The following is a 12,081-nucleotide window of genomic DNA, read 5'->3' on the forward strand; positions in this document are numbered from 1 at the left end:
AGATGCTGACACTGGAATCGGCCACCGTGCGCTTCGGTGAACGTGCGGCGCTGGACGCCGTGGACCTGGAGGTCGCCGAGCACGAGGTCGTCTGCGTCCTGGGACCGAGCGGCAGCGGGAAGTCCACCCTGCTGCGGGTGGTCGCAGGACTCCAGGAGGCCGACGGCGGACGGGTGCTCCTCGACGGCGCGGACCAGGACGGTGTGCCGGTCCACCGACGCGGCCTGGGCCTGATGTTCCAGGACCACCAGCTGTTCCCGCACCGCGACGTCGGCGCCAACGTCGCCTTCGGTCTGCGGATGCACGGTGTGAAGCGGGCTGAGCAGGACCGCCAGGTCGCCGAACTCCTCGACCTGGTGGGCCTGCCCGGCGCCGAACGGCGTGCCGTCGCCGCGCTCTCGGGCGGCGAACAGCAGCGCGTCGCCCTCGCCCGGGCCCTCGCCCCCCGGCCCAAACTGCTGATGCTGGACGAACCCCTGGGCCAGCTGGACCGCAGTCTGCGCGAACGGCTCGTCGTCGAACTGCGCACACTCTTCGGCAGGCTGGGTACGACGGTGCTCGCCGTCACCCACGACCAGGGCGAGGCCTTCGCGCTCGCCGACCGGGTCGTCGTGATGCGTGACGGACACATCGCCCAGGTGGGCACGCCTCTGGAGGTCTGGCAGCGTCCCGCCTCCGCTTTCGTCGCCCGTTTCCTCGGCTTCGACAACGTGGTGGACGCGACGGTCACCGGTGAGGCCGCGGCCACGGACTGGGGCAAGGTGCCGGTGCCGGCCGGATCGCCGCAGGGGGCCTGCGATCTGCTGGTCCGTCCGGCCGGGGTCCTCATCGGCGGCCCGCAGGGCGGTCTGCGCTGCACCGTGGGCGCGCGCACCTTCCGCGGCAACCACGTGGCCGTGAAGCTGCACCCGGACCGCGGCCCGGTCCTGGACGCGGAGTGCCCGTTGAACAGCACTCCGGACGAGGGAGCGCAGGTCGGCGTCACCTTCGACGCGGCGGAGAGCGTCGTGCTGCCCGCCGTGGCGTGACCCGGGCGCGGGATCACCGGCCCGCGCCCGGGCCCCGCGGGCGGATTCCGCCGGCACCGGACCCGGCCACGACCAGCCCCAGTTCGTACGCGAGGATCACGGCCTGAGCACGGTCCCGCAGCTCCATCTTCGCGAACACCCGGTTGATGTGGGTCTTGACCGTGTGCGCGGTGATGGTGAGACGGTCGGCGATGTCCACGTTCGACAGACCCTGGGCGATCAGGACGAGCACTTCCACCTCCCGGCCGGTCAGACCCTCGATGGAGCGCGCGGGAGGAGCGGCGATCCGCTGCCGGGTGAACTCCGCGATCAGCCGGCCGGTGATGTCCGGGGAGAGCAGTGCCTGGCCCTCGGCCACCACCCGTACCGCGTGCAGCAGTTCGGGGAACGTCGCGTCCTTCAGCAGGAACCCGCTGGCCCCCGCCATCAGGGCGTCGTACACGTACTCGTCGAGCCCGAACGTCGTCAGCATCAGCGCTCTGGTCGCACCTGCGGACGCGGCGATGATCTCGCGGGCCGCGTCGATGCCGTTCAGCCCCGGCATCCGGATGTCGAGCAGCGCGAGGTCCGGACGGTGTGCCGCGGCGAGCCGGACCGCCGCCGCCCCGTCCTCCGCCTCGCCGACCACCTCGATGTCGGGCTGGGTGGCGAGCAACCCGGCGAAAGCGGTCCGGACGACGGCCTGGTCATCGGCCACCACCACCCGGATCACCACGGCAGTTCCGCCTCGACGAGGAAGCCGCCGGCCGGGCCTCGGCCGGCGGTGAGCCTCCCACCGAGCAGCGCAGCCCGTTCGTTCATCCCCACCAGCCCATGGCCCGTGCCCTCGCCCAGCGGCCCGGGCGGCCCCGGCCCGTCGTCACCGACCCGGACGGACAACAGACGGGGTCCGTAGACGAGTTCCACCACCGCCCCCGCCCCCGGCGCGTGGCGGCGCACGTTCGTCAGAGCCTCCTGCACGATGCGGAAGGCCGACAGCTCCCAGGACGGGGGCAACTCGGGCTGCTCGCCGCTGATCCGCAACTCGGCCGTGCCGCCCACCGCCCGGTGCTGCTCCACCAGGTCGTTCAGCCCGGCCAGCGTCGGCTGCGGCGCCGTCACCGCCCCCGCCTCCCGGTCGGTGCGCAGCACACCGAGCATCCGCCGCAACTCGGTCATCGACGTACGCGCAGTCCCGGCGATCTGCTGGAAGGCGTCCCTGGCCTGCGGCGACAGGCCGGGGGTGGTGTAGGTCGCCCCCTCCGCCTGGACAGCGATCATGGATACGGAATGGGCGATCATGTCGTGCAACTCCCTCGCGATGGCGGCCCGTTCCGCCTCCGCCGCCTGGCGGCGCTCCATCGACAGCAGCCGGGACTGCGCCGCGGCCCGCTCCTTGCGGGTCTCCTCCCGTGCGCGCACCGCGTCCCCCATGCTCACGGCCCCCAGGATCGCCACCGTCAGGGCCAGTGTCTCGGCGTACAGCCCGAGGCTGAACCGGTCGCTGCCCTGGAGCACGGGCAGCTGAGGCGATCCGTCGCGTGCCCAGCGGTCGATGTGCACGAGGTTCACCGTGAGCGAGGCCAGTGCGCCGCCGACGACGAGCAGGGCCGGGTGCTGCACGCGGTGGCGCCCCAGGGTGTAACTGGCGATCAGGGTGCCGGCGATCGTCGCGTAGGCCATGTTCCCGTCGGTCCCGAAGCTGAGCAGGGCGGCGCCGACGGTCAGGAAGCAGACGGCGGGCCGCGCGACCCGCCACATCAGGGAGGCCGTGCAGACCAGCACCCCGAACGTGGTGATCGTCGAGCCCGGTACGGCGATGAGCTCCGCAGCCGCGAACAGGGTCAGCGCACCCCCCGTCAGCCAGGGGTACGCGGGCGCCGACGCCCACCGGCGCGCGCGCACGCGTACCCGCTGGACGTCGGCGCGGGGTGTGATCGTGCTGCTCATACCAGGATTGTTCGGCACGGGGCCCGCCCTCGCATCGGAGCAGGGGTGGATTTCCCCACCGCGTCTCATGCCACGGGTTGAGCGCGAACACCAAATCGGGGTGTGACGTGCCGAGGGAGCCGCGTTCCTAGCCTCGGGATCATGGACGGAACAGCAGATCCCGCGACAGCCGCAGGGTCCGTACCCACCCGGCAACGCGGCACCCTCGCCGACCGGATCGGCCCGGGGGCCTGGGCGGGATGTGCGGTGGCGGCGCTGGCTCTCGCCCTGTGCTCCGGACTTGGTCCGCACCGGATCTGGGGCGCATCGGCCGCCGTCGGATACGCGGCGGCGGCCTGGTCGGCCGCTCGCGGGCGGCGCCGTGCGGCGTCCGCTGCCGCGGCCGGCGGAGCGGTGGGGCTGCCGTTGCTCCTCCTCGTGCTGACGCGCCGGGCACAACTGGAGGTGGACGTCGTCGCGCACTCGGCACAGTTGCTGCTCACCACCGGTTCTCCGTACGCCCCCGAACCCGCGGCGGTGGCGGACTTCGATCCGTACCTTCCCGCCATGGCGGTCTTCGGGATTCCGCACGCCCTGCTCGGTGACGGCCCGTTGACCGATCCCCGGCTGTGGACCGGGGCTGCCTTCCTCGGAGCGCTCGCCCTCTGCGCCCGGCGGCCGCCGCTGCTTGCGCTGGCCGCCTGCCCCCTCGTCGCCCTGCCGCTGGCGGTGGGCGGCGTCGACCTGCCGGTGGCGGCGCTGATGTGTCTGGGCCTCTCGCTGGCCGGGCGGGGCAGGCCCGTTGCCGCAGGGCTGGTGACCGGACTGGCCGCCGCCCTCAAGTGGACGGCCTGGCCCGCGCTGCCCGTGGCCTCCCTGCTCCTCATCTCGATGCGGCGGCGCGGTGCCACCGAGCCCATGGCGGCGCTGCGCTACGCCGCCGTGGCGGTGTTCACCGCCGCGGCACTCGTACTCCCTGCCGCACTGCGCGATCCGTCGTCCTTCGTCACGCACGTCGTCGCCTACCCGCTCGGTCTGACCGATGCCGTCTCACCGGCTGCCAGCCCGTTCCCCGGCCGTCTGCTCGCCGTCGGCCTGCCCGGAGGGCGGACTGTCGCCCTCGTCCTGCTCGGCTGCTGCGCCCTGGCGGTGGCCGGTTCGCTGCTCGTCCGCCCACCGGGAACGGCGGCCGCCGCCGCCCTCCGGCTGGCTCTCGGGCTGGGCCTGGCGATCGCGCTCATGCCCGCCACCCGCTTCGGCTACCTCGTATACCCGCTGGTCCTCGCCGCCTGGGCCGTGTCGCAGCGCGGCGGAGCGGTCCGGCCCGACCCCGAAGGAACGCCCCGATGGCCCGTACTCTCGTCGTCACCAACGACTTCCCGCCCCGCCAGGGCGGCATCGAGACGTTCGTCCACGCGATGACCAGCCGGTTCCCCGCCGATTCCGTGGTCGTCTACACCTCGTCCGAGCCCGGGGCCGCCGCCCACGACGCCGCGCTGCCGTACCCGGTGATCCGTGACCGGGCCCGCATGCTGCTGCCCACCCCGCGGGTCGCGGGCCGGGCCGCCGCCCTGGCCCGGCAGTACGGCTGCGACCGGGTCTGGTTCGGCGCCGCCGCGCCCCTCGCGCTGATGGCGGACCGGTTGCGCCGGGAGGCCGGGATCCGGCGGATCGTGGCCACCACGCACGGCCACGAGGTGTGGTGGGCCCGCACCCCCGGCACCCGGGCGCTCCTGCGGCGGATCGGGGCGGTCACGGACACCGTCACCCATCTCGGCGAGGCGACCCGTGTACCGATCGCCGCCGCCCTCGGGCCGGTGGCCGCGCGCCGGATGGTGCGCCTGGTGCCCGGTGTGGACTCCGAGGCCTTCCGTGCCCGCCCCGGGGGGAGCGCCGTCCGCCGGAGCTACGGGCTGGGCGGCGGACCGGTGATCCTCTGCGCGGCGCGGCTCGTCCCCCGCAAGGGCCAGGACATGCTGGTACGCGCGCTGCCGGAGGTCCGCCGGGCGGTGCCGGGGGCCACCCTCCTGCTGGTCGGCGACGGTCCCGGTGCGTCCTGTCTGCGGCGTGCGGCCGCGGAGGCGGGGCTCGCGGACGCGGTCGTTCTGGCGGGCGGGCATCCGCATGCGGCGATGCCCGGGTTCTTCGCGGCGGCCGATGTCTTCGCGATGCCGTGCCGCACCCGGCGTCGGGGCCTGGAGGTGGAGGGCCTCGGGATCGTGTTCCTGGAGGCCGCCGCGGCCGGACTGCCGGTGCTGGCGGGGGACTCGGGCGGTGCGGCGGACACGGTGTGCGACGGGGTGACCGGTCACCTGGTCGACGGGCGGGACGTGCCGGCCATCGCGGCCCGGCTCGTCGAACTCCTGCGGGACCGCGACACCGCCGCCGCGATGGGGGAGAAGGGCCGTGAACGGGTGCGGACGGACTGGGGATGGGAGACGACGTACGAGCGGCTGGCGGGGCTCCTGGCCGGGGGCCGGCAACGGTGAGTGCCGCCCGGAGCCCAGCATGGTCCGAACACGAGGTCCTAGCTTGATCTTTAACCTGCGCGGTCGTGGTGCTGGTCGAGCCCGCGCAGGGGGCAACTTGTGTGCGGGAAGGGGCTGTTCCCCGCGTCTGCGGCACCTCGTGGACACGCTGACCGAGCACAGTGCCGAATTCCGGCGGCTGTGGGAGCAGCACACCGTGCGGGGCAAAACACAGGACGCCAAGCAACTCCTCCACCCGGACGTCGGCCCGCTCTCCCTCACCTACCAGTCCTTCGACGTCCGCGACGCCCCGGCCCGGCAACTCGTCATCTACCATGCCGAACCGGGCAGCGCCTCCGCCCAAGCCCTGGCCCTTCTTGGCTCCCTGCACGCCGATGGCCGGCGGTGTCCGAGCCAGGGCATTGGCTAGACCTCACATGACCTGAGGGGAGACCGTCGATCCGGCAGGGGTGCTCGCTGGGTCCGTCGAGGCGTGCGCCATGATGGTCGGGCCCGTCGAACAGGGCCCTGAGTGAGGAGTCCGACCGGTGAACGGGAACGGTGGCGGTCCACGTGTGATCGACGGCCGATTCGAGCTGACGCAACGGCTCGGGGGCGGCGGCATGGGCACCGTATGGCGTGCTCGCGACCTGGCGCTCCATCGCGACGTTGCCCTCAAGGAGGTCCGCCCGCAGGCCGCCGACGAGGACCCGGACGCCGTGCGGACCTTGCGCGCCCGCGTCCTGCGCGAGGCCCGGGCCCTGGCCCGCGTCGACCACCCGAACGTGGTCACCATCCACCACATCATCGACGGCGGCTCCGACACATACCCGTGGCTGGTGATGGAACTGGTCACCGGCGGCTCGTTGCAGGACCGTCTGGACCGTGGCCGGATGACGCCGGTGGAGGCGGCCCGGCTCGGCCGCGACCTGCTCGCCGCTCTCGTCGCCGCGCACGCGCACGGCATCGAGCACCGCGACGTGAAACCGGCGAACGTACTGCTGCGCCCCGACGGCCGCCCCGTCCTCACCGACTTCGGTATCGCCGCCGTCCAGGAGTCCACGCGTCTGACGGCGACCGGATCGGTCATCGGCTCGCCGGACTACATGGCGCCGGAGCGGGTCCGTGGGCTTTCCGGCGGCCCGGCCGCCGACCTCTGGTCGTTGGGCATGCTGCTGTACGTCGCCGTGGAGGGCCGGCACCCGCTGCGCCGGAACAGCACCCTGGCGACGCTCGCCGCCGTGCTCTACGACGAGGTGCCGAAGCCCCGGTACGCGGGCCCGTTGGCCGACATCGTGATGTCGCTGCTGGTACACGAGCCGCAGGCGCGGCCCGACGCGCGCACGCTGGACCGTGAACTGGGCCGGGTGGCAGGCGAGTTGAAGGACGAGCCGGACGAGCCGGACGAGCCGGACGAGCCGGACGAGCCGGAAGTGCCCGTGACGGCCGAGTCCGTGCAGGACGCGATCCCGACCTCGTTCCGGATCGCCCCACCCGGGCCTGCCGAGCCGGAACCGGCCGCGCTCGATCCGGAGTGGCGCCTGCCGGCGCCGACGGGGCCGCGCACGTGGCAGGACTGGGTGGACGTGATGCCCCGCATCATCAGCTGGGTCGCCATCGTCGCCGTCGTCGTGGCGGGGGCCGTCATCTTCTACGACGCCTTCTCCTGGTCGTGGTGACCGGCGGCGAAAGGCGACGCGACGGATCGCCCGGCGTCCACCAATTCCCTTGAGAACAAGGACTTGTTGACCACGGACGGCATCCGCGCATCCATCGCCGAACTGAAACCGGTGAGGGGCACGTCCAAGTTCACCAGCTTCGTCGTCCACCCGGACTCGGTCTCCGCACAGGCCCTCGTCAAGGGAAGCACCAAGCGCTACGGCCGGTTCTCCTACGCGGGCGGTGGCGCCGCCGACCGCGAGGGTGCGGGCGGCACCGTCATGTCGGGGGTGGAGGCCACCGACGTCGAGGACATCAACTGGGTTTGTTCCTTATCTACCAAGATCTTCCAGGCTTGCCGATGGCCTTGAGGGTCTCGGGGCGTTTGACGGTCTTGCCGACGTCGTAGCGGGGCGCCCGGTGCTTGTTCTTGGTGCCGAGTGGCCGTCCGGGACCGGCGCCACGAGGTTGGGGAACACGGGCGGGGCAGAGCAAGTGTGCGCGGATGTTCCTGAACGTCCGGCGGACCCGGGCCGGGGTGAGCCGGTTGGGTAGGGCGGGCTTCTCCCAGGGCCGGCGGAGGTCTTCGGCAAGCGGACGGGCAAGCCTGAGCTGAGTGTGAGCGGCGATCAGGATCCAGGTCCAGCGGTCCGCCGCCTCGGGAGTGCGGAGTTTCGGTGTGGTCCAGCCGAGGGTCTGCTTCGCGAAGCGGAAGGTGTGCTCCAGATCGAAACGGCGGAGAAATGCCTGCCGGAATCGGTCCACGTCGTCGGGGGTGGCGCCGGCCTTGGAAGACCACAACCACACGGGCGGGGCATTCCGGTCCTTCGATAGATGCTCGACCTTCAACCGGATCAACGTCCCTTCAATCACCGGTAGTTCACCGTCGTGGTCGAGTCAGGAGGAGCGGTGGGTGAGCCGGGGATGGACCCGGTCCCACGCCTGGGTCTCGGCCTTGCCGTAGTTGCTCGTGTCGGTGACCGTGGTGATCGCGGGCTCGGGCCAGGTCTCCGGCTTGGTGAAGCGGAACTCCGGACCGTGCTTGGGCGGCCGGCCGTTGACGCCGTGCATCCTCGGTGGTTTCGGCAGGCGCATGACGCGGTCTGAGCGGACCCGGCCGACCAGCTCGACGGGAGGTCGCGCAGGACCCAGGCCAGGCGGGTGACGTCGTAGCCGGCGTCGCTGACGATCACGATGGCCGGGTCCCCGGCCTGCCGGTGGCCTGCGGCGATGAGTCGCTCGACGACACCCCTCAACTGGGTGGCGGTGGCCGCGGTCGCGTCGTCAACCGGTCCCAGCCGCACCGCGTCCAGGATCGCGGTCCATGACGTGGCGCCCGGCTCCAGCACGGCGACGAAGGAGTAGGGCCAGCCCGGGATGAACTGCGACGCCGTCTTCGCCCGGCCATAGACGTGACAGAACAGGCGCTCAGCCGAGCACGGCGCGTCCGAGCGAAGCCATGGCGACACATCGACCGCCAGGACCAGGCGCCCGCTGTCGAAACGCGGCAGCGACAGCCCGGCCGGCACCGCCCGCAGCTGGTCGACGTCGATCCGGCCGTGGTTGAGGCCGCCGTACATCGCTCCGTGCCCACGTCGATGTTCGGGCAACAGAGTCAGGTCCACCGGGGGACTTCACCGCCCCGTCCGCACACAACACAGCGTCCACCAGCTCGAACAACTCGTCGCGCCGGGCAGTGAGACACTCGTAGAACTCGCCTCGGAAGCGTGACGCTTCCGCGAACGCTTCCCTCCGCACAACATCAGACAGCAGACTCACTCTCACGGCCTTCGTCGTGGTCACGTGCACCTTGGTCGGAGCACAGGATCAGACGAAGGCCGCCCCACGTCCGGCAAACCCCCAGGTGAGCGACTCAGTACGAGACACCGTTCGAGGCCGGAAGAAAAAGAACAAGCTAGGCGACCGACAGCCGGGCGAGCGCCTCGGCTGCTTCCTCCACCGTGTCGACGAGGGTGATCCGGGACTCCATCGGCCGGCCGGCCGCGAGGGCCCGGAGCAGTGGCCAGGCGGGCAGCTCCCGCGTCCAGTGGTCACGGCCGACCAGCACCATCGGGGACGGCTCGCCGCGTGAGCCGTAGTAGTTCGGGGTGGCGCTGTCGAAGATCTCCTGGACGGTCCCGGCCGCGCCCGGCAGGAAGATCACGCCCGCGGTCGAGCGGGCCAGCAGGCCGTCCTCGCGCAGGGCGTTGGCGAAGTACTTGGCGATGCTTCCAGCGAACGGGTTCGGCGGCTCGTGGCCGTAGAACCAGGTGGGGACCGACACGGAGGGGCCGCCGTCCGGCCAGCGCTCCCGTACGGCGAACGCGGCCAGCGCCCAGTCGGTGACCGACGGGGTGAACGAGGGGACCGCGCCCAGGAGCTCGCAGGCCTTGTCCAGCATCGCGTCGGGGTGCGGGGCCGCGTAGGCGCCGAGGTTCGCCGCCTCCATCGCGCCCGGGCCGCCGCCGGTGGCCACCGTCAGGCCGCTGCGGGCCAGGGTCCTGCCGAGGCGGGCCGCCGCCGCGTACTGGTGGCTGCCCCGGGGTGTCGCGTGGCCGCCCATCACACCGACCACCCGCGCCCCGACGAGGAGTTCGTCCAGCGCGTCGGAGACCGCGTCGTCGTGCAGCGCGCGCAGCATCGAGGCGAAGGCGTCGCCGTCCGACCGGGTGCGGCAGAACCAGCGGTAGGCGCGGGCGTCGGGCGTCGCCTCGTAACCACCCCGCGCCAGCCCGTCGTAGAGGGCGTCGGGCGAGTAGAGCAGACCACGGTACGGATCGAAGGGGAGACCGGGCACCGGAGGAAAGACGAACGCGCCGTCGGCCCGCACCTTCTCGGCTGCCCCCGGCTCCATCCGGCAGCCGAGGAACACGGCGCCGGACGTGTCCGCGGCCAGCAGTGCAGCGCTGCGGTCCGTCAGGTCGACGGACTGGACGCGGTGGCCCGCCAGTGAGCCGGCGGCGACCGCCGCGTCGAACTCGGCGAGCGACTCGATCTCGGCGCCGGGGGCGGGAATGCTGACTTCCGGACTCTCCACGCCCTCATGCTACGGACCGGAGTCCTCCCGCACGGACCGGCCGGGGACGACGCCCCGGCCGGCACCCGGTCAGGCCGTCAGCGGCAGCGCGGCCAGCTCGGCGATCGCCCAGGTCAGCGGGGCGAAGACGAGCAGCAGCGCGGCCGCGCGCAACGCCGTCGCCGCGCGCAGGGCCGAGGCCGGTGCGCCGAGCCGCAACAGCGACCTGGCAGTCTCGGCACGCGCCTGCTTCGCCTCCAGGGCCGACGTCAGGAGCGTCGCGGTGGTGCAGCCGATGACGAGCACGGCGCCGAGTGCGGTGAGCGGGCCGAAGGGCCGCGGCCCGGTCCCGTACAGCGCGTACGCGGCGACGACCGCGGAGAGGACCGCGCAGACGACGCCGAGCGGCCGGCCGATCCGGTGCGCCTCGTTCATCAGGACGCGGCCCGCCAGCAGGCGTACCGCTCCGGGACGCACCGCCTGGAGCAGGCGCCCGCACAGGTAGGTCAGTCCCGGGCCGGCCGTGGCGAGACCGATCGCGGTCAGGGTCCATCCCACCAGGACCCAGGCGGGTGTGGAGTCGAGCTTGCCGGGGAGCGGAAAGGGGCTGCCGGTCGAACCGCGGTTCGCGTACGCCTCGACGGCGAGTCCGGCGGCGGTCAGGGCGACACCCCAGGGCAGCCCTGCGGGTGCCGCCATCAGGGCCGGGATCTGCTCCTCGGGCAGCAGGTCCTCGGTGTCCTGCGCCGCCGTGGCCCGCACCGGAGCGGTCCGGAGGGCCAGAGCGCTCGCCGTCGCGGCGGCCACGGGGACCAGGGTCAGCAGGACGAGGACGGCGGCCAGGGGCAGCGGTGCCGCGGCGCCGAGCAGCCCCGCCGCGGCACCGTCGAACGGCAGCCCGGACAGGTCGCCACGCAGGTGGAGGAAGAAGAGCAGCGCCACCATCGAGCCGAGGGTGCACGAGACGGCGGTGGACACCGCGGCGAGCACGCTGAGCCGCACCGGCCCGAGGCCGACGGCGGACAGTCCGGCGCGCGGTCGGGTGCTCGGGTCCGTACGCGCCACCGCGACCGCGAACTGCACCGTGGCGGCCATCGGTACGAAGCACCACAGCAGCCGCAGTACGGAGCCGGCGGAGTGCGCCGGGTGCCCGGAGGCGTAGCCGAGCGTGCACAGCAGCAGGAAGCCGACCCCTGCGGAGGCGGCCGCGACCAGCAGCCGCCGCATCAGGACCAGTGGATGGGAACCGCGGGCTAGACGGAGAGCGAGCACGCCGAGCGGCCCTCCGCATCGGTCACGGCGGGCAGGGCGACCGTGGCGACCCGGCGTCCGTCCAGCAGCGGCACCACGCGGTCGGCGAGAGCCGCGATCTCCGGGTCGTGCGTGGCGAGCACCACCGTGATGCCGTGCGAGCGGGCCGCGCTGGTCAGGGTGCGCAGCACATGGGCGCGGTCGGTACGGTGCAGCGTCGCGGTCGGCTCGTCGGCGAAGATCACCGAGGGTGCGGCGGCCAGCGCGCGGGCCACCGAGATCCGCTGCCGCTGGCTCTGCTGGAGGGCGTGCGGCCGCTTCCGCGCGCACATGCCGATGTCGAGGCGCTCCAGCCACTCCATGGCGGCCTTCTTGGCCTCCCGATGCCCGGTGCCCCGCAGCATCAGCGGCAGGGCGGTGTTCTCCCAGGTGTTCAGTTCCGGGACGAGCTGGGGCTCGGGGGCGATCCAGCCGAACTTGTCGCGGCGCAGCCGTTCGCGCAGCCGCGGGCCCATGGTGTGAACGGGGACGCTGTTGAACCACACCTCGCCCTGCTGGGGCACGAGCTGACCGGAGAGGCAGTGCAGCAGCGTCGTCTTGCCGCTGCCGCGCGGGCCGGTCACCGCGAGGATCTCGCCGTCGCGGATCCCCAGGGAGACTCCGCCGAGCGCGGGTGAGCCGTTGTGGGAGTGCTGCAGGGAACGCGCCCAGATCACGTCGTTGTCCGGCGGGGCCACCATGGCGTACACCT

General features: G+C 72.9%; 11 protein-coding genes and 2 pseudogenes. 6 read left to right on the forward strand and 7 right to left on the reverse strand.

Annotation, left to right across the window (positions count from 1 at the left end; translation table 11 throughout):
- Positions 1-2 precede the first annotated feature (2 nt).
- A complete protein-coding gene (locus ACIBJG_RS17970) occupies positions 3-1,028 on the forward strand; it encodes an ABC transporter ATP-binding protein (protein ID WP_399308471.1) in 1,026 nt (341 codons plus the stop codon).
- Between the two features lie 13 nt (positions 1,029-1,041).
- On the opposite strand, the gene ACIBJG_RS17975 is transcribed toward ACIBJG_RS17970, so the two are convergent.
- Together ACIBJG_RS17975 and ACIBJG_RS17980 are read right to left on the reverse strand one after the other, a co-directional pair.
- A complete protein-coding gene (locus ACIBJG_RS17975) occupies positions 1,042-1,743 on the reverse strand; it encodes a response regulator (protein ID WP_399308472.1) in 702 nt (233 codons plus the stop codon).
- Positions 1,737-2,957, reverse strand: a complete 1,221-nt coding sequence (locus ACIBJG_RS17980) for a sensor histidine kinase (protein WP_399308473.1) — start codon at positions 2,955-2,957, stop codon at positions 1,737-1,739. The genes ACIBJG_RS17975 and ACIBJG_RS17980 overlap by 7 nt, the downstream gene beginning before the upstream one ends.
- Positions 2,958-3,098: 141 nt before the next feature.
- Here ACIBJG_RS17980 and ACIBJG_RS17985 point away from each other — a divergent pair, with 141 nt between their 5' ends.
- From ACIBJG_RS17985 to ACIBJG_RS18005, 5 genes and pseudogenes are all read left to right on the forward strand, one after another.
- Entirely contained in the window at positions 3,099-4,358 is a 1,260-nt protein-coding gene (locus ACIBJG_RS17985) for a glycosyltransferase 87 family protein (protein WP_399308474.1), read from the forward strand.
- Positions 4,283-5,425 (forward strand): glycosyltransferase family 4 protein, encoded by a 1,143-nt coding sequence (locus ACIBJG_RS17990; protein ID WP_399308475.1) that lies wholly within the window; start codon positions 4,283-4,285, stop codon positions 5,423-5,425. Before ACIBJG_RS17985 ends, ACIBJG_RS17990 begins: the two co-directional genes overlap by 76 nt.
- Positions 5,426-5,546: 121 nt before the next feature.
- Positions 5,547-5,834 (forward strand): annotated as a pseudogene (locus ACIBJG_RS17995) (transcriptional regulator); the annotation flags it as partial.
- A 118-nt stretch (positions 5,835-5,952) separates the two neighbouring features.
- Positions 5,953-7,083 (forward strand): serine/threonine-protein kinase, encoded by a 1,131-nt coding sequence (locus tag ACIBJG_RS18000; protein ID WP_399308476.1) that lies wholly within the window; start codon positions 5,953-5,955, stop codon positions 7,081-7,083.
- A 63-nt stretch (positions 7,084-7,146) separates the two neighbouring features.
- Positions 7,147-7,434 carry a hypothetical protein gene (locus ACIBJG_RS18005; protein ID WP_399308477.1) on the forward strand — a complete coding sequence of 96 codons (288 nt, stop codon included), beginning with the start codon at positions 7,147-7,149 and terminating at the stop codon, positions 7,432-7,434.
- Here the strand turns inward: ACIBJG_RS18005 and ACIBJG_RS18010 are convergent.
- From ACIBJG_RS18010 to ACIBJG_RS18030, 5 genes and pseudogenes are all read right to left on the reverse strand, one after another.
- Positions 7,400-7,936, reverse strand: coding sequence for a hypothetical protein (locus ACIBJG_RS18010; RefSeq protein WP_399308478.1), 537 nt, complete (start codon positions 7,934-7,936; stop codon positions 7,400-7,402). The genes ACIBJG_RS18005 and ACIBJG_RS18010 overlap by 35 nt on opposite strands.
- Before the next feature lie 24 nt (positions 7,937-7,960).
- Positions 7,961-8,643 (reverse strand): annotated as a pseudogene (locus ACIBJG_RS18015) (transposase).
- Positions 8,644-8,978: 335 nt separating this feature from the next.
- A complete protein-coding gene (locus tag ACIBJG_RS18020; protein ID WP_399308479.1) occupies positions 8,979-10,100 on the reverse strand; it encodes an LOG family protein in 1,122 nt (373 codons plus the stop codon).
- Between the two features lie 69 nt (positions 10,101-10,169).
- Positions 10,170-11,351, reverse strand: coding sequence for a hypothetical protein (locus tag ACIBJG_RS18025; RefSeq protein WP_399308480.1), 1,182 nt, complete (start codon positions 11,349-11,351; stop codon positions 10,170-10,172).
- Entirely contained in the window at positions 11,333-12,070 is a 738-nt protein-coding gene (locus tag ACIBJG_RS18030) for an ABC transporter ATP-binding protein (RefSeq protein ID WP_399308481.1), read from the reverse strand. The genes ACIBJG_RS18025 and ACIBJG_RS18030 overlap by 19 nt, the downstream gene beginning before the upstream one ends.
- Positions 12,071-12,081 lie beyond the last annotated feature (11 nt).

This window comes from Streptomyces sp. NPDC050422 (assembly GCF_044458665.1).
GTDB lineage: Bacteria > Actinomycetota > Actinomycetes > Streptomycetales > Streptomycetaceae > Streptomyces.